This is a genomic window from Planococcus chinensis (assembly GCF_042681545.1).
Taxonomy (GTDB): domain Bacteria; phylum Bacillota; class Bacilli; order Bacillales_A; family Planococcaceae; genus Planococcus; species Planococcus chinensis.
In genome coordinates this window covers 164190-188402 of sequence record NZ_JBHUFW010000004.1, presented here as the reverse complement: position 1 = coordinate 188402, position 24213 = coordinate 164190, and the positions used below count along the sequence as shown (strand labels likewise).

The following is a 24213-nucleotide window of genomic DNA, read 5'->3' as shown; positions in this document are numbered from 1 at the left end:
CTCCCCATGATCATTTCCGGAAATAAAAAATACACCTCCTCTAAAGGAAGTGCATCCATTATTTCAACTCACCAACACAATCGCCCCTGCCACAATCAGCGCGACACCGATGATCTTGCGCAGGCTGATCGTTTCTTTCAAGAGCAGGTACGACAACACCATCGTCCAGATATAGGTGACGGCAGTCAGCGGGAATACGGTCGTGTATGGCAGAAACTGCAGCGCGACGATGTTCAGGATCGCCCCGAAGCCGTAGAAGCCGACGCCCGCGATCAGCCGCAGCAGGAATTCCTTCCGCTCGGCGTTGATGTTGTGCGACGAAGCGGATTTCAGGAAATAGCCTCCGAGCGCACCGAGCCAGGTCATGGCGAGCAGCAGCCCAACCAAAAGAGCATTAATGGCGGTCACCCCCGATTGCGATGACGCCGGCCAGGATCAGGCCGGTGCCCATCAGCATATTTCCCGTCACGGCTTCTCCGAGAAATACCGCACCGTAGAAAATGGCGATGACATAGCCGGTGCTGAGGAGCGGGTGCAGCACGGACATCCGGCCATAGCGGAACGCCGCGGTCATTAGCACTGCGCCGGCGCCGTAGAGCGTGAAGCCGATCCACAGCCGGTAATCGAACACCCCTTCCGCGAGCTTCCAGAACAATTGCCCGGTTGCGGTCGAGAAGGCGGCGGCAATCATCAGCACGATGCCGAGCGGCCGGGTTGCTTCAGTTTCGTTCAAGCCGTCCACCGCCTTTTGGCGCAAATGCCAGCAGCGCAATGAAGATCGCTGCAAAGAAGAACAGCGGATTGCCATAGAGATAGCGGAAATCCTGCGCCGGAATCGCAGCCGCGACGGCGGCCGTATTCAGCGCCACTGGCAGCAGCATGAGCCAGACGCGCCAATTATTGCGCACATACGCAATATAGAACAGCAGCACGGTCAGGAACGTATAAAGCGCCGGGCGCCAAATGATTTCCTCCACGCCGGAATCGACTTTCAGGTAGCTCGACGCCGCCCGTGTCGGGAACGGGTGGATCACTGTATTGACCAGCCCGAATTCATTGCCATGGTAGAGGTTTGTCACGTAGCGGTTCATATAGCCGTCTTCCGGTTGGTTGATCTGCCAGACGAGCGACGCTTCTTTCAGGAACGCTTCGATCGCGAGGCCCGGATTCTGCACGACGAGCGCGCCCCACATCTTGAAATAGCCCGGCCAGTCGTTGTAGATGACCCAGCGGTCGTAATCGCCCCATGAGAACTTAATCGGGTCGACAGCGTAAGGGTTGTACTTCTCTTCCCACAGCTCAAGCGGCATCAGGCGGTTGATGTACTCGCGCTGGGCGTCGGTCATGTCGCCGTCATTGACGACGATGTTCGCGATCTGCTGCGTTGGGATGCTGAGCGCTTCCTGCGGATCCGAGCCGACCACTTCAAGGCTGTCATAGACCGGCCCTGTGATGACTTGGTGCAGGACGATGATGAACAGCGCGGCCGGCACCAGGCGCTTCCACGCGTGGCGGTAGATGATCGTGGTGAAAAGCATGGTGATGACAAACACCGGGAATCCGTTGTGCCGGAAAAACACCAGCACGAACGACCCGATGAGGAATAAAATCAGGAACGACGGCTTTTTCGCTTCCTCCCCGCCGGTCTTGACGAGCAGCACGAGCAGCAGCGAGAAGAACACGAGTGATACGCTGTACGTGACGTCTTTCCAGATGATGATCGAGAAGATGGCGCTCGTCGGCATGACGGCAGCCACGATCAGCACCGCCCAGATGAGGACGGGATGGACGTTGAAGCGCCTCATCAGATAGCCCATATACCCCATCGTCAGCGACAACAGGGCAATCTGGAACAACGCGATGATGCCCGGACTGTCCCAGATCTTCGTCAGCAGCATGATCGTCCACGTGAACATGACCGGATGCCAGTCGGTGAATTCCTGCGTCTTCGCCTGCTCCCACTGCGCGAGCGAGTCGGGCGTCATGGCCGCCGGGAAAAAGGCGATGAACATGAAGAGCGACGCGCCGAGCATCGGCAGCATGTACAGGAAAATGTGATAGAACGGCACATTCCGTTCGCCCGTCGGCGCTTCAAAGCTCAGGAAAAAGCGGATCGCGGCAAGTGCGGCGACCGCCACTGCGAGGAATATGCCCCCATAGACAGCACCGATGACGAGCGGATTGTTATCGAGCAGAAAAGCCTGCTCTCCGCGCATGCTGAATGCGGCGAGCACAGAGAACAGCGGCAGGAAGATGGCAAGGCTGACCTTTTTCGGTTTCGTCCACGCAGAAATCGCCTTTCCGAACGGGCGTATGTACCAAAGCAGCGCGAAAAAGACGACAGCCGCCGCCACGATGAGCAGCGGATGGGCATTCAAGATCGGCTCAAAATAAAAGATGGAGGCCACGCTGAGGAAAAGGGCCGCAATGATTCCGACAGCGATCGCTAGAAGTCCCCTCTTCATACTTTTCGCTCCCGGTTGATGTCGTGGCTGATGCGGTTCAGTTCCAATTCGAACTGCTTGCGGTGCGTTCCGGCGACCGTATCAAGGATCAAGCCGCACGCAAACGCCAGCATCGACAGCATGACAAAGCCGACAGCGAGGATGGCAGACGGCACCCGTGAGACGAACGATGTCTGCACGTACTCGATAATGACCGGCACGCCGGCAATCAGTCCAAGGATCAGGAAGATCGCCGCCCACGATGTAAAGAACAGGAACGGCTTGTAATCCTTGAACAGCGTGAAGATCATGCGCAGCACTTTCATGCCATCCTGGATCGTGTTGAGCTTGGATTCGCTGCCTTCAGGGCGGTCGCGGTAATCGATCGCGACTTCCTTGATGAGGAATTTATTGTCGAGCGCATGGATGCTCATCTCGGTTTCGATCTCGAAGCCCGGGCTTGTCACCGGCAGCGATTTGACGAACAAGCGGTCGAATGCGCGGTAACCGGTCATGATGTCGTTGATGTTGCTCTTGTACAGGCGGTTGATGAGGTTCTTCACGAGCGTGTTGCCGAAGCCGTGGAACTGGCGCTTGTTTTCGTTGAAGTATGTACCGTTTGAAAGCCGGTCGCCGATGACGAGGTTCGCTTCCCCGTTGACGACTGGGCGGATGATGTCGTGGACGAATTCGGCCGGATAGGTATCGTCCCCGTCCGCCATCACGTAGACGTCCGCATCGATGTCGCGGAACATCGAACGCACGACGTTGCCTTTGCCCTGACGCGGTTCCTGCCGGACGATCGCACCGTTTGCGAGCGCCACTTCCGTCGTTTTGTCGCTTGAGTTGTTGTCGTATACATAAATAGCCGCATCAGGCAGTTCCTTACGGAAATCCTGAACGACTTTGCCGATTGTCAATTCTTCATTGTAACAAGGCAGCAAAACAGCAATTTTCATAAGCCTGTCCTCCGTCGTTTTCATACATATTTTTACATTACTATATTATACCTTGAAGATTGGGCAGATTGATAGGCAATACATCATTTTCAGAATGTTAAATTTATCCTCTTAAGGGACGATATGCCTGGTTCCTGGCAGCTTCTGCAGGACCAGGATAATGCCGTAGGATACGAAGAAGATCACCGTCCACGAAAGCAGAATCCCCACGCCCGGATTGACGAGCGCCGGGTTGATGCCTGCGTATTTATCAAGGTAGAACTGCACGAGCGGGTGGATCACATAGATGCCGAGCGTCGCGCTGCTGATCGACGTGATGAATTTATTCGCCTGGAGGCGCGGGTTCAGGTGCTGGAACGCCGTGAAGATGAACAGCGTAATGGCGAGCGAGTTCGGCCGGTAATGCTCGTAGAAGAATTCGTCGAGTTCGCCTTTGTAATCGGTCAGGGATTCCGTGCCGAGATACGTCCCGAAATAGCCGAGCACTGCTGCGACGCCGAGGAGCGGCAGGTGCTTTTTGTCGATCGGGTACAGGAACAGGTACGCCCCGAGCATGAAATAGCCGATGTAGGGCTCGAACATGCCGGCGCCGAACGCGATGTCGAAGCCGAGGAATTTATTAACGAACGGCATGAGCACCGAGAAGATCACCCAGAACAAGAGGAAATACTCGAACGTCCTTTTGCTCATGCGGTCGACCAGGATGCGCAAGAACGGCGCCATCAGGTAAAGTCCGATGATCGTGTAGAGGAACCATAGGTGGTAGTAGATGTCGTCGGTGAGGAACAGCGTCAGCGCTTCGCCGACGGTATAGCTGCGGCCCTGCTCCAGGATGCGGTACAGGAGATAGACACCGCTCCAGAACAGGAGCGGGATGAACGCTTTGGCGAGCCGCTTTTTCAGGAAGCTCCAAACCGGCTCGTCGGGTTTTCGCGTCAGCAGAAGCGCCCCACTCAGCATAAAGAACACCGGGACGCACCAGCGCAGCGCCGAATCGATGGCGTTCGCGAGCTTCCATTCCCAGGCTTCCGGCGCTTCGGCGTTGATGATTTTCGACAGCACGTGGATGCCGACAACCGTGATGATCGCCAGCACCCGCAGCCAGTCCATGTATTCATAGCGCTCCTTCATCCCCGCTCCCTCTTTCCGCGTACCCTTTTTCTTACCCATTCCCTAGTCCCGCGTACGCAAAACAGGAAAATTTGCCTGCAGCCGCAGACATTCCGTTTTTTCTTCTATATAATAGATGGAGTTACGCAAAGAGAAATGGAGTTTTCAGAGTGAGTGCCTTATGCGAAAATTAACCGAAATCGACATGATCCGGGCCATCGCCTGCCTCAGTGTCGTCTATAACCACGTCATCACGAATTATCAGAAATTCTCGGGTGCGGCCTTCGTTGAATCGATGCCATTTCTGGTCATCCGCTACCTGTTCCTGTTCGCGACCCCGATTTTCATCCTGATCTCGATCACGCTGCTCGCCCGGAGCTATCCGGACAAGCTGCCGAAAGGCTTCCTGTGGTCGCGCATCAAATACATATTCGTCCCGTACGCGCTGATCGGGCTGTTCTCGTCGTACCTCATCTCGCTGCAGAGCGAATCGACGTTCCTTGAAATCGCATGGAACACCGTCGGCCTCGGCGACTGGCACGGTTTTTTCATCCTGGTCATCTTCCAGTTCTACGTGCTGTATTACGTCTTGAACCGGCCGCTGCGGAAAATAAACCCGTGGATCGCGATCATCGTGTCGTTTCTCATCACGTTTTCGCACCTGTACGCCATCGAGAACACCGAAGCGTACCGGCAGTTCATCTTCACCGAATATCCGCTGTGGTACCGCACGCATATCTTCGCGTGGATCAGCTATTTCACCGCCGGGTTTTATATAGGCGTCTATTATGACCAATTGGCGGCGTTTGCCCATAAATGGATCGTGGGGCTTGCGGCGTTCGCGGCGGCCGGCTTCGGCTGGATCTTTTACAACGTCCAGACGGTCGGCTACACGGTCGTCTCGAGCGACCGCTATGACATGTTCTTCTACACGATTGCGGTGTTCTTCTTGCTCGTCGTCGTGTTCCAGCGCTCCGAGCGGCCACATCCCTTGCTCGAGATCGTCGGCAGCTTCTCGTTTTTCATCTACCTGGCGCACATGACGTTCATCCTGGGCCTGAGCCGCATCATCAATGTTTTCAACGGCAGCTTCATCCTGTATACAGGGTCGCTCCTCTTGTTCACCGTCGGAATCTGCATCGGCGTCGGCGCACTCCTCTATCTCCACCGGTGGAGCCAGTGGATCACAGGCAGGAACCGCTTGCTGGATCGCTTGCTGCCGCGGCTTGTTTCGAGGGTGGAATAAAAAAGAGAAAAGTTTTATGCCGCTTCGGTCGCTTTGGGCATAGCTTCCGCTATGAGCCGAGAAGGACACTCGCCTCACAGCTTCGCTTAGCCTATGGGCGCGCCGGCGCTAGATAAACTCTCACTAAATAAAACGTTTATGTTAGCAATTATTTTTAACAATTTAAAAGAAAAGAAATGCATTTCAATTGAAAAAGGCATCCGCCGGAGCGGATGCCTTTTTCTGTGGTTGCGTGGCGAGAAAATCTTGCCGGTTTTATTGCTATGTGCGGTTTTTGTTATCTTATGATCGTTCAGCGGCCTGTTATGATCGTTCGGCAACCGGTTATGAGCGTTCAGCGGTCGGCTATGATCACTCAGCCCAATGCTAAGCTTCCGCTTTTTCCGAACTGCGCGTTTTCCTTTTCGATTCGCCAGCGTTCCAGAAGAGCGGCGCGTCTTTCGGCAGTTTGCCGAAGATGAAACCGGCGAGCGGCACGAAGCGGTGGAATGCCCAGATGAAGAAGTAGCAGGCGATGACGGCCAGGATGTATTGCAGCCAGATCATGGCGTGCCACGAAAGGCCGGTTTCTTTTGTCGGGAACCATAGCATCACGTAATACAGGATCATCGGATGGACCAAGTAATAGCCGAACGAATACATTGCGACGTATTTCAGTTTGCCGGTGACGTTCCGGCCGAACAGCGTGACGAACTTTTCCGAGATGTAGAAAAAGAACAGCGCGCCGAGCGTCAGAAAGATGATGCCGACCAAGCGGTAATATGGTGTCGGAATCGATACCGGGTCGCCGAATAGGTTGCGATAATGGATCGACACGTAGATGATGCCGCACAGGAGCGAACCGGATCCGGACAGGACGATTTTCCAGCCCCGGATCTTCGCGGATACGGTTTCGTAATGAAGGCCGATCCACGCGCCGAGCGAGAAGGCCGCGAAATAGTTCAGGAAGAAATGCGGCGTTTCGACAAGGCGGAATTTCAAGTTGACGACGTAGAAGACGAATTCGACCAGGAAGCCGATCAGCCAGAAATGCTTCTGTAAGAACGCCGAGCGCCGGACGATGACCAGAATCAGCGGGAACACCAGATAGAACTGGACGATCAGGTAGATGAACCAGAGCTGGTAATGGCTTTTGCCGTTCAGCAGGCGGTCCCAGGCTTCGGCGAAATCGAATGTCCGCGCGCCGAGGTGGACGTTGAAAAATTCATAGAAAATCGACCAGACGATGTACGGAATCAGGATATAGGAAACCCGTTTTTTCCAATAGGATTTGAAGACATCCTTCGTCAGTTCGCGCGTCCGGTAATTATAGAAGAACACGATGCCGACGAGCATGATGAACAACGACGATTCCACCCGGATGATGCGGTTGAGGAAATGGTAGGCCTGGTGCTGGACCGTATGCGGTTCGAACAGATGGAAGATCTGCGCGGTCGTATGGACAAGCACCACCATGAGCATCGCCATGATGCGGACATAGTAGATGGATGATATCTCTTTTTTCATGTCGGCCCCCTCCTCCCTTGAATTTATTTAAATGGATTTTTATGACAGACGGGTTAAACACTCAACCTTTAGTATACCGCTCTCTTGGTTCTTTGTCAGGTCAAACTTTGCCTACCGAGTAACGTTGGAGCCAACGATTGGGACGCTTGAGCATCGGGAAAGTTTCCATTTGATTCTCCTGCATATGCCAAAAGGCCGTCCGGAAATCCGGATGGCCTTTAGGTTTTATTGCGCAGCCAAGCGGTAGATGAAGACCGAAAGCTGGCCGCGCGTGACGTTCTGGGAGACGCCGAAGCGTGTCGCCGAGATGCCGTTTGTGATGTTGTGGGCGACGAGTGCGTTGACTGCCGATGCATAGCGGTCGGAAACGTCCGTGAATGCCGATGATGTCGTCCCCGCTTGGAGATCGTAGGCGCGCTGCAGGATAATCGCGATTTCGCCGCGCGTCAAGGAATCATATGATCCGAAGCGGTCGGCGCTCTTGCCGCCGATGATGCCAGCTGCTTTTAGCGCATTAACGGCGCCTACTGCACGGGCTGGCACGTCGCTGAAGCCGGATGCCGGTGCCGCTGCGGTGTTAAGCCCAAGCTCTTTCGCGAGCCAGATCGCTGCATCCGCACGGATGATCGGTTTTGCGATGCCGAATTCCGTCGGCGTCATGCCTTGTGTAATATTGCGGCTCAATAAATACTTGACGGCCGGTGCGTAGAACGATGTGACGTCCTGGAATTGCAACGGATCCGGAGACGGGACAGGCACAGGTGCCGGAACCGGCTCAGGTGGATATTGGCTGCTGATGCTGATCTGCACCGAGAAGCCTTCATACGTCGCCGTCACGGTTGTCGTGCCGGCACTTTTCAACGTGATGCGCCCTTTGTCGACGCTCGCTACTGCCGGATTGGCTGAAGACCAGACCGCTTCAGTGGTTACATCTTTTTTCGTGCCGTTTTTCATTTGAGCTGTAGCTGCTACTTGGAAGGCGTTGCCCGGTTCCCCGGAAAGCAGTGTTTTGCTCGCAGTGAGTCCCGAGACGGTCATGTCTTCCTTGATAACGATCGGCGTCGTGTAGGACGATGCCTGCAGGATGCCGAAGCCGAAATACGGATCACGGCCGGCAGGTCCTGCGTCGCGGACCTGCGATACGAGCACTTGGCGCAGCTGCTCATTCGTCAGATGCGGATAGGCCTGCTTCATCAGCGCCAGGTTTCCTGCCACGTACGGCGCCGCCATCGACGTGCCGCTCATGTAGACGTATTGGTTGTTGGGATAGGTACTGGCGATGTTCACGCCGGGTGCCGCGACTTCAACAGTGCTGCCGGTCGATGAAAAAAGTGCGCGGGCGGAATTGCGGTCCACCGCTGCGACGCTGATGACAGACGGGTAGCGTGCCGGGAAATCGGCGGTGTCGCCTGTTCCGAGGTCATTGCCGTCATTGCCGGCAGCTGCAATTACCAGGAGGCCTGCTGCATACGCTTTGTCCACTGATGAGCGGAGCGCGAATGAATCCGTCTGGGTGCCAGCGCTCAAATTAATGATGTCCATGCCGTTTGCGACCGACCAGTCGATGCCTTCGATCATATCAGACAAACGGGCTTCGCCATTCTGGTTGAACGCTTTGACGGCATAGAGGTCCGCGTCGTACGCGACGCCCCGGACGCCGAAGCCGTTGTGGCGGGCGCCGATGATGCCGGCGACATGCGTGCCGTGGCCCTGGTCATCGCTGAAGCTCGCGGTATAGTCAACGGCTGAATAGCCGCCGGCAATCCGCAAGTCCTCATGCGGCGAGATTCCTGAGTCGATGACGGAAATCTTGATGCCCCGGCCGGTGAAGCCTGAGCTCCAGGCAGCCGGGATTTTGCTGGATCCGATGCCCCAGTCCTCCATCTGCGCGCTCAATTTGACGATGACGTCTTCCTCGATATGCGCGATATCCGGATCCGCGAGCAGCTCTTTGGCAGCATCAACAGATACTTTCGCTGAAGCGACGGCCACTTCTTCATACTCCTCTTCCATTTGTCCGCCTGCGTCTTCCACAGCTTCCGCCATTTCTTCCTGGCTGACGCCGTCTTCGAAGACGATCAGGACATTCTGTTCTGGCTCCGGTGCGGCAGATGCGGTGTTTCCGAGAGGCTGCGGCGCCAAGAGCGCCAACGACAATGCGAGGATTGCATATTTTTTCATCGGATCCTTCCTTTCGGGGTTCATTTATAGTAAATTTATTACATTTATTTCTTATATAATTACAAATAAAGTATATAATTTTTAACGGAATTCGTCCATTGGAGCGGCTTTTGGACGCCCCTGCCTTATTGTATAGAACTGAAGGTTTTTTGAAAATAATATTTTTTATTTTATTGCAGCTTTTATTGAAATGCAGACGATAGCATAAATATCATAATTATTATCTGATAATTCAATAAACAATATTCTTACTATAACTTTATCGTTTATTTGCTAATCGATCGATGCCCAGGTAACTACTGCTAATAAACCCTTTGAAATGGATAAAAAATGAAAATAAACATACCATATTAATTGTTATATTACAGAATTAAGCCTCTAAACCCATTTTTCCTTGTTTTTAAACCTCCAGTTAGAACGTTATTGCACACCAAAACCCTTGCTATTACTGGGTTTATTCCAAAGAAATATATTGTTATATAATTGTAATATAACTGCAATGGTATTGACGTTGTTTTTCAATGTTTAAGACTCTATAGTAGGTAACAGATTGAAAAACAAATTGATTCTTATTTCTGGATAACATATAGCATAAAAAACTAAACCGAACCGATAGGAGAAAACAATGAAAAAATTAGTCTTCACACTTCTTGCAGCTAGTACATTGGTATTTACTAACTCGGCTACTGATGCAGAAACAGCATTTGCATCCACTTCAAATACAACATCTTATGAAACTTCAGCTACAGAAACTTCCGTAGAGGTCGTAGAAGTTGCGTCAAGCAAAGCTACTGCGAAATCCGGAACATTCAAAATGAAATACAACACAAACGTCCGCTTGGACGCTGGCACAAAATACAAAGTCGTAACAGTTGCTAAAAAAGGCGCTAAAGCTGTTGCCACTCACCAGAAAAAAGTCGGAAGCCAAACTTGGTTCAAAGTGAAAGTCAACGGCAAAGCTGGTTGGGTTCTAAGCACACTCGTAACATCTGCTTCTTCAGGCGCTAAAGTTGTCAAAGCTTCAAGCTCTACTTCATCATCAGCGATCGTTTCAACTGCATTATCGCTGAAAGGCATCCCTTACAAATTCGGTGGAACAACAACTAGCGGTTTCGACTGCAGCGGTTTCACACAATATGTGTTCAAAAAAGCAGGCAAAAGCCTTTCACGTACAACACTTTCACAATTCGCTGAAACAACAGCTGTTTCTTCACCACAACCAGGAGACTTGATCTTCTTCGCTAACACATACCGCGCTGGCATCTCGCACGTCGGGATCTACATCGGCAACGGCCAATGGGTTCACTCTGGCGGCAAGAAAGCTGAAGTCCTAAGCGTTAACGCTCCATACTGGGGAGATAAAATCCACAGCTACAGACGCTAATCTCAATAAAACATTGTAAAGGCCTAGCCGGCGACGCCGGTTAGGCTTTTTTGTTTGGCTAGTGTTGCTTCCGCCGGCGATTGATGTGATTTTTTGGCCAAGTGGGAACTCAAGTTGGTTTAGTGGTAATTCAAGTGAGTTTAGTGGTAACTCACCTGCTCTAAGTGGAAACTCAGCCCCGCCAAGTGGAAACTCACTCAAGGGCAAAAGAAAGAACCAAATGGCTAGCATTTCGCCCGTGGGCGAAATGCGAAAGGGCGGAAGCAATCGCCTGAGGCGATTGCTAAAACCTTTTTTGGCCAAGTGGGAACTCGATGAGGTTTAGTGGGAATTCAAGCAAGTTTAGTGGAAACTCACCTGCTCTAAATGGCAATTCACCCCCTCCAAGTGGGAATTCACATCCAAGAAAAAAGCACCTATATGGTCGTGCGAAAACGGTTCGTCGCCTAGTACCCAAACTATTCACAAGCACTTCCGCTCCAATCGAAAAAGGGCCAATCCAGCAGTTACTGGATCGGCCCTTTTATTATTCGCTCTCTTTAATGGCTTTGACTTGGTAATCGCCATATTCATCAATGACGATGGTGTATTCGGTGGTGTTCATTTCAGATAGCGTCTTGCCGCTCGCTTTGTCTTTGTAGACGAGTTCAGCGGTAGTGGTCACTTTCGCTTCCTTGTCACCGATTTCGACTGCGTCGATGACCGGCTTCAATGCGTTAAAGGTACGCTCCTCTGTGCGATATGACTCCACCATCGCCTTCCCTGCCGCCTCGGCTTTGCTGCCTGGCAGGAGGTATTGCTGGTAGTAGTTCTCCGCCGGTTCGTTCAAGGCGTATGGAATCAATTCGTAATAGGACTCAATGAAGCTTGTCAGCAATTGTTCATCAAAAAAGGCATCTTTGACGTCCTGCAGCACGATTTCTTCCTCTTCATAGACAATCGGATCTGCCGCCCAGGCATTGAGCTGCTCGGTCACGCTATGGATCGGGATCGCATAGCCGATGCCCGGCTTGTCTTCCAAAATGATCGAGTTGATACCGATGATGCGCTCGGTTTCGGCATCGATCAGCGGGCCGCCGCTTGATCCTTTCTGGATGGCCGCGGTCATTTCGTATAGACCGGTGTATTCATAATCCGCCGAGAAGCTTTTATCGACAGCGGTGACTTCCCCTTCTGTCGCGGTGTTGCTCTGGTCTAGCGGACTGCCGATCGCCACTACTTTGCGTCCGGCTTCCAATGCTTCTGTCTCCATCGCCATCGGCTTCTTGCCCGCCAGTTCGGCAACGCGCACAAGCGCCAAGTCTTCCGTATCCGAAATGCCGATCACCTGGCCGTTGAATTCCTGGCCATCGCTGTTTTTCAGCGTGATATACGATGCATCCTTGACGACGTGTGCATTTGTCACCACATCGCCGAGTTCATTGTACAAAAAGCCCGATCCCTGCTCGAGGTCCGTGTAGATCGTGTAGACCTGGGTCTTCGCATTGGCGATCATCGTCGACAAGTCTTTTTCAGGGGCCTCGACCGGTGTGCTGGAGCTTTCAACGATAACTTCCGGTGCAGGCTCCGGTTCAGGAGGCGCCTCTACCCTCACGTCCTCCACCTTGCCCTCTTCGGGTTTCGGCGTTTCCTCCACCGGCAATTCCTTCTCTGCTACCTTGAATCCGGCATATGTCTTGCCAGCAAATGAATCCTTCTTCACCTCAGCAGAGATCGCTGATTCCGTTTCCGGCTGCAGCAGGAAGTAGCTCCCGATGCCCGCAAGCATCAATACCGCGAGCGTCAGAACCGCAATCAGCAACCGCTTTTTCGCAGTTTCCTGTTTTCTATTGGCCAGTCGATTGTTCATAGATTCATCCCGTTTCTGTCAGAGTATCCATTAGACGGTGGTTTAGCTTCTAAGATTTCTTCTTATTATATCAGCAAGGAGCGAAAACGTCTTTTAATATGGGGTGACCCCTTGAACCAAGAACAGATGGTGGCATTTCGCCCGGGCGAAATGCGCTTTTGGGTTTAAAGGAGCCCTCTGCGATGGCAGAGGGCTTTTCATATCGATGGGTTTGGGTTTCGTTTCTCTTTATATAGAAGAAACTGCTTCAGTTTGAGAGCAGATGAGCGTCGGAGGTCCCGTGATGAGCGTTCGACGGCCTCCGATGAGCGTTCACTGTCTTATCTACCGAAGCTTCGGCATTTATTGCTTTAAGTGGTCTTTACTATGCCATTTACGGCCACTTGCCTCAATATGCGCTTGTGTCAGCAGCCGTTTCATTGTATGCCGGTCATCAATGCCCGTGAAATCCCGGACTTGCCGATTGGATGCATGCCTGCTGAAAAAAGCGAAATACTCCAGCACGGCTTTGTATGCCGCTTCATTGTCCATTGCACCGCAAAGATTACATCCCCATGTTCGGAAATGGCGCTTCACGGCAAATTTTTCACATTGCGTACAATAAATGCCTTTAGCCAGATGCTCCGGTTTTATTGAATATTGCAGCGTGATTGGTTTTTCCACATAAGGTGTTTGGGAAGCCAAGATCAGGTTTTTAATGTTTACCAAAGATGATTGTGAGTACATGGGGGAATTATATTCTTTTAATAGAAGGAAGATCTGCTCCATCATTTGATGAAGTTTGCAGGTACGTATTGTTTGGGGGAGGGTTTTGAGTTCGCATTCTTTCGCCGTAAATACGAGCAATCCGTCTACTGCTAAGTTGATGTGATGCAATTTAAACCATGATTTCATGAAGCGGATATGCTTTTCTACTTGAATTGCCGGATTGTCCATTACCTTTTTGACGCCATCTTTATCAATCCGGTAAAATTCACCAGTATCGTTGTCAAAATGGAGTTCACCACTAATATTCTTCGATTCGATAATAACCGCTACACTTTTCGTCAGCAGAAAACCATCGATTTGCACAGGCCAATCCCCAAGCGCGAGGCAATTGTTCCATATCATTTCAAAGCCTTCAGGAAAATAAAACTCGATAAATTTCTTCTTTAATCGATGCTCGCCCCGGATGCCAGCTTCGGCGTTATAGAGCTCTTTCACCAGATAGTCCCGTTCTGGTGAACCTGTTTGCAACCTGCGTATTGCCGACCGCAGCGCTTCAACTCTAGATAATGTCATATGTGCCCCCTTTCCAGATTAAAATAATTATATCATTCAAATAAAAAATTTTCGATATCAATTTATGGTGGTTATCTTTGAATTTGTTGTTCGCACCTATCTGATGAGCGTTCAATGTTCGTTTATGAGCGTTCGACGTCTAGTTATGAGCGTTCGCACATGCCGGATGAGCGTTCGTGGCCCAATTATGAGCGTTCAATCCTCAATTATGAGCGTTCGCGCCTATAAGGACTCCCAAAAATTTCACTAAATAAAAAAGCACCCGCCGCAGCGGGTGCTTCTCCTCAATCATTTATTTCTTTTTCGCTTGCCCTTTGTTCGTCACCACTGTGTAGTTGCCGAACTCGTTGATGCTGAGTGTAAACGTAGAGCCGTTCAGTTCGCCTTGGATGATTTTCCATTTGCCGTTCGCGTCTTCGCGTGCGCCGAACTGGATTTTGACGTCGGTTGTGTCAAATGTCAATTCCACGCTTGATGTGAACTTCACTGGAATTTCATTGCCTTCAGCGTCTGTGATGGCGATGTCGATCTGGTTTGTCAGGGCCGGACGGCTGTCTACTGCTGCCGCGTCGTCCACTGCGAGTGCCAATGTGAAGCCTTCGCCGGCTGCGTCAGCTAGCTGCTGCAGGTTCTCCGTTGAAAGTGTCAAATCGGCTGTCGGCAAGTCGATCAGAAGATCTTTGCCGCTCGCGATCAATTCATCCACTGTGCCTTCTGAGAATGCGATATCAAGTGTACCGTCTTCATCAAATTCGCCAGCTGTGATGACCGCTGTTTCGCCTGTCATGTCCGGATCGGCTTCCTGTTCGCCAGGAACGACCGGATCCGCGAATGTGATTTGTGCAAGGAGCGGGTCGTGGTCACTTGCACGGCCATGTTCTTCCATGAACAATGCATTGATGTGGACCATATCCAGTTCCGTCTTGCCTGCCAAATTGTTCGTTACAAGCAGGTGGTCAAGAACTTGCGAGTTGCCTTGGTAGTAATAAGAGAAACGGTCTTCTAGCGGCACATCTTCGACTTTATTCGTCAGGATGTCGCCTTTTAGGGCTTCAAGAGCCGGTGTGAATTCGAAATCGTTCATGTCGCCAGCGACGATGACATTCAAGTTCGGGTCTTGTGCAAGTCCTTCTTGAATAAATTCGTTGATCGCTGTTGCAAGTTCGATGCGCTCTTCAACCGATCCAAGGAATGGCGGCTGGTTCTGGCCGAACAAGCCCTGGTCCCCGCCTTTTGAATTCAAGTGGGCGCCGATGACAACCACTTGCTCGCCTTGGAATTCAAATTGCGCTGCTACCGGCTTGCGTGTGTTCGGCATATCGAACGGCAAGATGCGTCCCGGATTGAGTGACAGTTCGCCGCCGACCCATTCCGTATCCTGTGTCGCTGTGCCTTTCGTGCCTTCAGAAAGTGTTACGCGCTCAGGGTTGTACAAGTAGCCGACGCGGATGTTCCCGCCTGGCTGCCCGCCGTCTTTATTGTATTCCGGAGCGATGTCGGTCCATGCGTATGTTGGTCCGCCAGCCGCTTCGATTGCGGCAATTAAACGCTCATAGCTTGCCGTTGCATCAGAATTACCGGATGCAATCGGGCCGTCGCTGTCCTGTACTTCGACCATCGTGATGATGTCCGGTGAGTTCAAGTCCTTGACGAACGATTCGCCGATGCGCGCCGCTTTTTCGTCGCTTGTGTGGTTCGGATCTGCCGAGAAGTTCTCGACGTTATAAGCTGCAACCGTCAATTTGTCTTCTGCGTTTTCGATCCATGTCTGTTCCGGCTGCGTTCCACCGTCAACGATTGCTGGAAGTTCGTTTTCATTTGTCCAGATCTGGTAGTTGCCGAAGCCGTAGCCTAGGACGCCGACCGGCATGCTTGCGAATGAATCGCCCGCTTTGGCAATGACGTTATCGCCAGTTGTGACAGTGATGCGTTCAGGGTTGTAGTCATCTTCTGAAAGAAGGATGCCGCCCTGTTTGTGGAATTCGTTGTTTGTTGCGTTTTTCGATACGACGAACACTTCGCCGTAATCCTGCGGCCCGACGATTTGTGCGTCAGTTACCCCAACACGCATAAGTTCTAGGGATTCCCAGAAATCAATGCCGTCTTCTTCCGGGTTGAATTGGGTCAATCCATCGTTGTCGATGTTCTTAGTTGGCGGGAAGACATCTTCGCCGATAACGATTGGTTCAGGAAGTGGAGCCGTTCCGTCCTTCACCACTTCCGTCGAGCGGATGCGTGTAAGCGGAAGGTCGTTTTCTCTCATGTCCGAATAGCCTTTATAGAACCATTCTTCCACAGTCCCGGCAACCGTTACCACGTCGCCGACACTGAATGAACTGCTTGCGCTTGAACGGTTGACGATGATGGCTTCAGAAGTTTTCCAGTCGCCGTCGCCTTCCGTATCTTGGATGACAAAGTTCGCACCGTTATAGAAGTGCGTGATGACGCCTGTGATTTCATTCACCGTTACGTTTTCGTAGTTCGTGAAATGCTTTTTGCCCTGGATGTCACGGATTTTCAAGTCCGCTGTTTTCAGGACGGTATATTCGAACGTGAAGACGTCCGATGTTTCAGTGCCGACTGCGATAGCTTTGATAGCTACATCTTCTGTCAGCGTGATTGGTCCTGCGTACTGTGTGCTTTGGGCAGTTGGTGTCGAGCCGTCAAGCGTGTAATAGATCGTTGCGTTTTCCCAGCCTGATTGCAAAGTGATTTCCGTTCCTTGGGAAACAACACCAGGGAAGACATTTGCATAGACGGCCGGTTTGTTGACCAAATCAAAGCTTTCGATGCCAAGCGTTTTCACTTGGTACGTGTCGTTGTATTTCGAAGCGATTCCTGTTACATGGACCAAATCGCCTTCTTTGTATTCCTGCATGAAGCGCTCGTACGTCAATCCGTTGCGGTTATCGTTGCGGATGACGACCGTTTCGCCGTTTTCAGCAGTGGCCGTGAATTCGAACGTACCGTATGAGTTTACGGCATTAAGGCCCGTGATCGTGACGTTTTGGAGTTCGATCCGTTCGCCTTGCGTGTCTTCATTGACGCCGGCTGGAGTGATGGTTTGAACTGCCGGCAATTCGTTGTTTGAAGAAAGGACTTCGATTGTATTCGGCTGGAATTGAAGCTCGCCTGAATACTCGGATACGGACCCGACTAAGCGGACTTTGTCGCCAGGCGCCACTTTGGCACTTGATGTGTAAACGTAAATGCCGGCAGTTTCATCCTGGACGTAGAACGCGTTGCCGCCCCAGAAACCAGTTCCGGTCGTAACCGTAGCTTCGACTGAAATCAATTCGCCAGGCATTGTGCGCGCTTGGGCAAGTGTATCGACTGCAGTCGGTTCAGGCGGCGCTTCGCCTCCTGAAAGGATTGTGTAAGCAGATGCACTGCGGAGGCCCGGAACTGTAAAGTAGGCGCCGAGTGTACCTGTGATTGTTACTTGAGCTTTAAAGTTCGTTGGATTGTCGACAAGGTTCACGCCAGCACGGACAGAGCCCGATGGCAATTGAACCGGCAAGATTTTTGCAGGATCTGTTTCATCCGGAGAATCCGCAAGCCCTACGTTAGTAGCTGCTGTAAAAGGAGCTTCCTGGTCGTAGCTCGTGCCACTATTGGCCGTCCCTACGATATACCCTTTCACTGTCGCTGTTCCTGTATTATTTGCTATCGCTTCCGCTACCGTAATCGGTTCTGCGGCATCGGCTGTTGCCATGAAAGGCAGGACAGCGGATAAGGCCAGTAAAAGACTTAGAAAAATCTTACTGAACGAACTTTTGGTCAAATTGCTCCACTCCTTGGATTTTTTTGAGGTACAGGATTAATTATACATTTCGTTTGTAAGCGCTTCATTAAGTTTTTGTAATAATTCAAACTCATTGCCCATATAGACTATTTAAGTGTAAAAATATTGAAAATCAAACGAAAATGTATTTAGTTTTTACACCACAAACAAAAAAGAGCGATGCACATGCATCGCTCTCTTCTCTTACCAGATTGACTCGGCCCATTCCGGATGGTCGATGAATGGATTGCGGTTGCCCTGGAAGTCTTCAATCTTTTCATTTCGCTGACGCTCCCATGCGCTGACCGGATCTTGCGCATGCCATTCGAGCAGCACCGACAGTTTCCCATGATACGGCGCAGTGCCGTTGTTCAACATATTGTTCAGCTCAAGGTCGACTGGGTCGCCGGGCTCGTAGCGGACCGCCATGTAAAACAGCATGCGAGCCACGTCGCCTTTCACTTCGTTCGGCGGCTCCCATGAAGTGGATGTGCGCAAGCAGCCGTCGCATCCGCTCACGGCGCTTCCGCCGTAATCAAAGTCAAGATTGCCGCGCAGCCCATTGATTTGCACATCGGTCGGGCGCAGGTGATGGATGTCGGTTCCCGCTCCCATCGTCGTTCCGAAATCGCCGTGCGACTTTGCCCATGTGTGTTCACGATTCCAGTCGCCAATGTCTCCACCGTTCAACAGCTTCGAACGCGACTCGCCCGTATACAGCAAAATGACGTTGTTCGGATTGTTCGGATCTTCATCCGTCACTTTCAGCGCGTCCCACACCGCTGAATAGCTGAGCTGCTGGTGGTCGTCGATGATTTCATGCAGTTCCGCTTTCAATGCCGACCCCTGCAATCCGGCCGCCGTCGCGTAATAACCGTCGACCTGTGCAGCTGCGCTCACCGTCACCGAGAATGACTGGGTGATGCTTTGGAAACCGTCGCTCGCTGTCACACCGACGATATGCGAGCCTTCCGGCAAGCTGAGCGTCAGCGTCGAACCGGATACCGTCCCTTTGGTCGCTGAGAATGAAAGAGTCTGCCCTTCAGGGTCTGCGAAATAATCCCGCAAATCATATTGCAGCGTCGCACCTGCCTGCACTTGTTCGTTCGCAAATGTCTTTGTTGATGTCGGAGCAGCGTTCGGCGCCGTGCTCGAGCCGTTCATCGTATGCGCGCCGAGCTTGCTGAAGGTGTCGGTTGGATAAGCCGTCCACTGCGCCGAAGGGGTAAATGAATCTCCCACAACTCGGTCGCCAGCAGTTACGTCCGCATTCCGCACCAACGTGACGTCGGCGATATTATTGACGCGCGCACCGGTCCGGCCGACCGAATCGATTGCGGCCCCCGATTTCTCCAGCACCAGCGCATCATCCCCATTAAAGTTCATGACACTGTCGCTCCGCAAGTCGCCCTGTGATCGGATCGCGGTTGCGGCACTGCCATGGTAGACGACAAACGTCTCCCCGTTCGCGAGCGTACCGGACAAATTCACTTCACTTTGCGGATACGTGCTGCCGTTCGAATAAAGCGACAGCGAATACGAGCTCAGGTTGACCGAAGCTCCTGTGCCGTTGTAGAGTTCCACCGCTTTGTTCAAGCTGCTACCTTCGATGTATTCCGAAATCAACAGATCACTTGCCGTCGTTGCTGCTTGCACCGGCGCCGGCGAACCCGGAAGCCATAGGCTTGCAGCCAATCCCGCTACGAGTACCGCTTTTATTCCCTTGCTCCATTTGCTTGTGGCCATCTTTTTGTGTTCCTCCTCTTTCCTGGAAAATGAATGTGCTTGGATTGCGGTAAGGCTTTTCTTGTTATATATTATATTTGTAAATTAATAACATTTAATTATATTAATTTACAATTTTAACTATTTTAACTTTACCTAACCGTTTCTTTCTCGTCAACGTTTCTTGAAAACAATTACACAGGCTTAATAAAAACTTAATTGCTTTCTTCTATATAAACGTCTTTCAGCAGGCAAAGATAAGAGCGAATTTAAAAAGCCTTTCAACCAAAGAATGGTCGAAAGGCTTACACTATTACAGATTAACGTTCACAAGCAATCAAATCTTTATCGCGATCGCTTTTCTTGTTTGCATCGTACAAAGCTTGGGAAACATACGGTTTGTACTTTGTTGTTCCGCCTTTGTTCTTCACTTTCGAAGAACGGGCAACTCCGCCTTTATACACTTTGTGCATTTCTGTGCAATTGGCAAAGGTCTTCACTTTTGTTCCTGCAGCATCCGCCGTTACCGATGTGGCACTTACAGTAAAGCTAAGCGCAAGCATTAGAGACATGAGTACAAAACTAAGTTTCTTCATAAATCGATCCCCCTGTTATCTATCTGTTTTCCAATATCCCTCGCAGACGCTCTTTTATGTGAACAAAGAATCGCCATCCAGATATTGTTAGCAACCATAGTATAACAGGTATTTATATCCAAGACTATAGTCTCTCGAAGAGAATTTTCACATTCCGGACTTGCGCTAAATTCAGCAGTTTCTTCGATTCATTTACCGCTCATCGGTTCTGCTATCAATCCAGTAAACAAGACCAATCCAGTTTCCGTATCTTCGATTGCCAGGAAAAACGGCCGGTCGACTCGCATGTCAAACGGTTCTTCAGGAGATCCTGATGTCGCAACATTAATGCCAGTCACCGCCGCAGCCTCCGAACCTTCTTCATCGACATTGAGGAAGGTTTTCTGTTTGACCGAACTGATGAACAGGTTGCCGCCGCCTTCCACCATCTTGGTGAATTCCGCCTCCCCTTCAAAAGCTGATGTCATTCCCAATGTCTTTAGCGGCTCCGTCAAAGTAACTTCATACTCAAGCCCGAACTTCGGAAGGTGGAGCTTACCACGACGTTCTCCAAATGCTGCGTTCCATTCATCCCACTTCCCGCCCGCCAGGCTTTCCTCAAACTCCGCCAGCGTTGAGCCTTCCTTCGGCAAAAACACTTTCATGTGCATTTCCCCTTCTCCGTATGGCAGCGATACCGCTTGGAAATGGCCTGTCTCCAAATACGGGAGTGTTTCATTGAGCTCCATAAGCGGCATTGTTTTCACCGCTCCGGCCGCCAGATGGAAATCGCCGTCCTGCGTATCGTCTTCTTCAAACGGGTACTGCCAGTCTCCCTTGAAGTAAACCGCGTTCAGAAGCATAGTCACCAAGTTCGGATCGAGCGGGTCTTCTGTAATTTCTTCAATCTTTCCGTTCGTCGATTCGCTCACCCAATCGTTTTTCGTTTCGCCGAACCGCTATCCGCAATGTCGATCTCTTCGATTTCTGCATTGAAATAATCCCGGTTGTTCTTCGCAAACTCCTCCTGGAACTGATATTGCTCGTTCAGCCAAATCGAATTCGCGATGTTCAGTTGGATTTCTTCCGTATCGCTGTAGAGCATGTTCATCAGCGAGGCATTTGCACGGTTCAACTCCTCCGCTTCCACCCCCGGCACCCCGAGCGTTTCCGCGATCTCTTCTTTTGTCACGCCTTCCGCGCCGTTATATACCATCGACACTGCCATGAATAAACTCGCCGAGGAAATGAAGCGGTTCCCCTGGTCGTTCGGCTCTGCAAGCGGCAGCAGCTTCCAGCCCAGCTCATTGCTAGGAGCGACGATTTTTTGGTAATCCGTTTTTCCATATTCCACATCGTCCGAAACTTTCAACGAGCCGGAACTGCCTTCCTGTACCGTCGTTCCGCATCCGGCTAGTAAGCACATTAACAAGACCATCGATAGTTTCCGCAAAGCTCTCACCTCTTTCTTCATTAGACTGGGTAGAACTGGAAAAGTTACAAGTATAACTTATATAGGCTCATACTGAATTTTTGGAGTTGATCTCTTTCGAAAAAAGTATGAGATGCAGGTGATGTTTACACACACCTACAACTGAAAAAGCTGGAAGAGAAATCTCTCTTCCAGCTTTTCTATCTTTAATATTCTTTTTTCAATCATTAAACTTATAACTCTATATACTCAACCATCCTTAACAGCATCACAACCGTCTCCGCTCTCGTTGCATTTCCGGTCGGCTCAAACAGGTTGTTGCCGCGGCCGGAAATGATGCCAGCCCCTTGCATCGCCCCAATCGGCCCTCTTGCCCAATCCGGGATGCTGGAGTCGTCCGCAAAGCCGGTCGGCGCTGCTGCATCCCCTTCAAGCTCCATCGCACGGGCAATCATCGCTGCCATCTCCATCCGCGTTATTTTTCGGTTCGGACGGAAACTGCTGTCATTGAAGCCTTGGATCACTCCCGCTCCCACTGCCTCCTGTATAGCCGGCCGCGCAGATTCACCAATGCGTTTGTTGTCAATGAACTTCAACTCTCCTCCATTACCCTGTAGTCCTAACGCGTTGGCAAGGAGAATTGTAAATTCCGCACGGTTGATCTGGCTGTCTGGCTTGAAAGTTTGATCCGCGTAACCGCTAACGATTTCTTGCTTCATTCCTTCTATTATATATTCTTCCGCCCAATGCCCTTCAAGATCCACCCAATCCACAGACAATGCAGCTGTCCGCAAAGGAGAACGAGCATCTGCCACGGCACTCTCATATGCCCCCAGGTCAACTGCTGCGCCCACTATCCGGGATCCGCCCTCTGAACCCGCAGGTACACCATCGGACGCCCATTTGCTATTCCCTCCATCAATCGCTATGGAATCATCACCGAGTCTGTAGTCCCCTTCGGTAGCCGGTGCTTTATCGGGAGCAATCGGTGTTAGAAAGCCGGGATCCTCATCCAGGTTGTTGCCCGAATCTTCTCCGAATGCCTCCTCCCAGGACTCACTGCCTCCGGACCCTTGGATCAAGCTATAATCAAAATCGGGTACCGAATTGCTATTATAAACCGATGTGGAATTGCCCCAAATGATGCTGTTTTGCACGACTGGCGCACTGCCGCTGCTATAGAGGGCGCCTCCGGCAGCCGCTTTGTTCCCAGCAATCGTAACATTGGTCATTTCCCAGTCCGTTACATAATTGCTGTACAAGCCCCCGCCTGAAGCCGCCTCATTTCCGCTGATCAAACTATTACCCAACCGCATCTCACTATTGTAGTTGTAGATCCCGCCGCCCCTTGCAGCTGCCTGGTTGCCGGAGAGCTTCCCATTCAGCATTGCTATTTGGCTTTCCGTGCTATACAATCCACCGCCATTTTTCGCCTCATTCCCTTCGAAACTTACACTTACCAGCCTCGTTCCACTTGCCCCTGCAAAAAGCCCGCCGCCATTTTCGCTTGCTGAGTTCTGATCGATGGATCCGCCGATAAATTCCGGATGCCCGCCGCCAACTGAAACGCCCCCTCCGAATTTAGCGGTATTCTGATGGATTTTCAAATTGGTATACATTGGCGATCCGCGTTCAATATAGATCCCCCCACCGGAAGCCGCCGTATTACCGGAGATTTCAATGCCATCAAACGCCGCATGGCCAATGGCCGAATATACCCCGCCACCCTTCCCGCTTGCGGCCGTATTCAACGTGATTTTTCCGCCGCTCGCATTGAAATTAGAACCTTGCACCGCAATGCCGGCCCCCGAACCCGCTTTGTTGCCCGTTACGTGAACGCCTTTCAAAGACATCCCATTGTCCTGTGAAAATATCCCGCCGCCCATGGAATGGGCTTCGTTTTCCCGGATAACAACATTTTCCAATGCGGGTTCGCCGGCATGGCTTGCAAGGCCGCCGCCATTCTCCGAAGCTTTGTTTTTTTCGATGATCAGGTCCGAAAGCTGAGGGCTGCCTTCCTGATTGTACATTCCGGCTCCCGCTCCGGCGCTGTTGTTTCGAATCGATCCGCCTTCGATGATGGCATGGCTTTTCTGATTGAAAATGCCGCCTCCGACAGCGAGCGCCTTGTTGTGTTCAATAGTTACACCAATCAGTGTCGGGTGGCTGCCGTGGTTGTAAATTCCGCCGCCGCTGCTGCCATCGGCAATTGTGCCGTCATTCGCATTCCCTCCCGAAATGGTTACTCCGTCCAATACAGCGGCCGGATCCAAAAAAGTGCCTTGCGGATGATAGAACACATGGAGTGCATCAAAGCCATCCACTTTACCATTGCGATTCAAATCGCCGCTGAGGATGGTTTTGTATCGTTTTGCATCTCGATTGACTGCATCAGTTGCGGAAAATCCCCCTAAAATCGCCACTCCGTTTTTCAGTTGAAAACTTTTGGTCCGAGAGTTTTTCGGCGTCGAATCTCCTTTGATGTCTTTTGTCGGATAATAAATTCCTTCTGCCACCCGGATTTCATCGCCTTCTTTGGCTTTGTCCAATGCGCGCTGCAAATTTGGGAACGCGTCCTTCCAACTTGTTCCGTCGTGCTTCCCAGCGGCAGTGTTATCCACATAGATTATTTTTTTAGCTGCATCTGCAAGAGAGGCCTTCCCTGGCAAACTGCTCCACACCAACCCCATTAGCAGGACCGAGCAAACCAACGTAATCAAAATCAAAAAAGCACTTC

14 protein-coding genes and 3 pseudogenes are annotated in these 24213 nt (G+C 51.3%); 2 read left to right on the top strand and 15 right to left on the bottom strand.

Translation table 11 applies throughout. From position 1 onward, the window contains the following. Window positions 1-63: 63 nt before the first annotated feature. From ACFSDB_RS03340 to ACFSDB_RS03320, 5 genes are all read right to left on the bottom strand, one after another. A complete protein-coding gene (locus ACFSDB_RS03340; protein WP_204890999.1) occupies window positions 64-408 on the bottom strand; it encodes an EamA family transporter in 345 nt (114 codons plus the stop codon). Continuing rightward, window positions 395-742: an EamA/RhaT family transporter gene (locus ACFSDB_RS03335; protein WP_377339120.1), complete on the bottom strand. Its 348-nt coding sequence runs from the start codon at window positions 740-742 to the stop codon at window positions 395-397. Before ACFSDB_RS03335 ends, ACFSDB_RS03340 begins: the two co-directional genes overlap by 14 nt. Further along, on the bottom strand, window positions 720-2465 hold the full coding sequence (locus ACFSDB_RS03330; protein WP_204891000.1) for a DUF6020 family protein: 1746 nt from the start codon (window positions 2463-2465) through the stop codon (window positions 720-722). The genes ACFSDB_RS03335 and ACFSDB_RS03330 overlap by 23 nt, the downstream gene beginning before the upstream one ends. After that, a complete protein-coding gene (locus ACFSDB_RS03325; RefSeq protein ID WP_204891001.1) occupies window positions 2462-3403 on the bottom strand; it encodes a glycosyltransferase family 2 protein in 942 nt (313 codons plus the stop codon). The genes ACFSDB_RS03330 and ACFSDB_RS03325 overlap by 4 nt, the downstream gene beginning before the upstream one ends. Window positions 3404-3514: 111 nt before the next feature. Then, complete coding sequence (locus tag ACFSDB_RS03320) at window positions 3515-4534, bottom strand: acyltransferase (RefSeq protein WP_204891176.1); 1020 nt, start codon at window positions 4532-4534, stop codon at window positions 3515-3517. Window positions 4535-4694: 160 nt separating this feature from the next. On the opposite strand from ACFSDB_RS03320, the gene ACFSDB_RS03315 reads away from it, so the two are divergent. Further along, on the top strand, window positions 4695-5759 hold the full coding sequence (locus tag ACFSDB_RS03315) for an acyltransferase family protein (protein WP_204891002.1): 1065 nt from the start codon (window positions 4695-4697) through the stop codon (window positions 5757-5759). Between the two features lie 366 nt (window positions 5760-6125). Here the strand turns inward: ACFSDB_RS03315 and ACFSDB_RS03310 are convergent, their stop codons facing one another. After that, complete coding sequence (locus tag ACFSDB_RS03310; protein ID WP_204891003.1) at window positions 6126-7265, bottom strand: acyltransferase; 1140 nt, start codon at window positions 7263-7265, stop codon at window positions 6126-6128. Between the two features lie 225 nt (window positions 7266-7490). Then, window positions 7491-9446, bottom strand: a complete 1956-nt coding sequence (locus ACFSDB_RS03305; protein ID WP_204891004.1) for a S8 family serine peptidase — start codon at window positions 9444-9446, stop codon at window positions 7491-7493. A gap of 625 nt (window positions 9447-10071) precedes the next feature. Here ACFSDB_RS03305 and ACFSDB_RS03300 point away from each other — a divergent pair. Beyond that, window positions 10072-10830 (top strand): C40 family peptidase, encoded by a 759-nt coding sequence (locus tag ACFSDB_RS03300; protein ID WP_204891005.1) that lies wholly within the window; start codon window positions 10072-10074, stop codon window positions 10828-10830. Window positions 10831-11356: 526 nt separating this feature from the next. On the opposite strand, the gene ACFSDB_RS03295 is transcribed toward ACFSDB_RS03300, so the two are convergent. The 8 genes and pseudogenes from ACFSDB_RS03295 to ACFSDB_RS03265 all read right to left on the bottom strand — a co-directional run bounded on the left by ACFSDB_RS03295 (window position 11357) and on the right by ACFSDB_RS03265 (window position 24202). Beyond that, window positions 11357-12679 (bottom strand): S1C family serine protease, encoded by a 1323-nt coding sequence (locus tag ACFSDB_RS03295; RefSeq protein WP_204891006.1) that lies wholly within the window; start codon window positions 12677-12679, stop codon window positions 11357-11359. Window positions 12680-13021: 342 nt separating this feature from the next. After that, complete coding sequence (locus ACFSDB_RS03290; RefSeq protein ID WP_204891007.1) at window positions 13022-13960, bottom strand: nuclease-related domain-containing protein; 939 nt, start codon at window positions 13958-13960, stop codon at window positions 13022-13024. A 292-nt stretch (window positions 13961-14252) separates the two neighbouring features. Continuing rightward, window positions 14253-17744, bottom strand: coding sequence for a DUF6359 domain-containing protein (locus ACFSDB_RS03285; protein WP_204891008.1), 3492 nt, complete (start codon window positions 17742-17744; stop codon window positions 14253-14255). A gap of 204 nt (window positions 17745-17948) precedes the next feature. Then, window positions 17949-18632: pseudogene (locus ACFSDB_RS18495) on the bottom strand (endonuclease I family protein); the annotation flags it as partial. Window positions 18633-19073: 441 nt separating this feature from the next. Next, window positions 19074-19490, bottom strand: a pseudogene (locus ACFSDB_RS18490) (lamin tail domain-containing protein); the annotation flags it as partial. A gap of 299 nt (window positions 19491-19789) precedes the next feature. After that, the gene (locus ACFSDB_RS03275; protein ID WP_204891009.1) at window positions 19790-20065 is read right to left on the bottom strand and encodes an excalibur calcium-binding domain-containing protein; all 276 of its coding nucleotides are present in this window, start codon (window positions 20063-20065) and stop codon (window positions 19790-19792) included. A 188-nt stretch (window positions 20066-20253) separates the two neighbouring features. Continuing rightward, window positions 20254-21470 (bottom strand): annotated as a pseudogene (locus ACFSDB_RS03270) (serpin family protein). Between the two features lie 239 nt (window positions 21471-21709). Continuing rightward, window positions 21710-24202, bottom strand: coding sequence for an S-layer homology domain-containing protein (locus ACFSDB_RS03265; protein WP_204891012.1), 2493 nt, complete (start codon window positions 24200-24202; stop codon window positions 21710-21712). Between the last annotated feature and the right edge of the window lie 11 nt (window positions 24203-24213).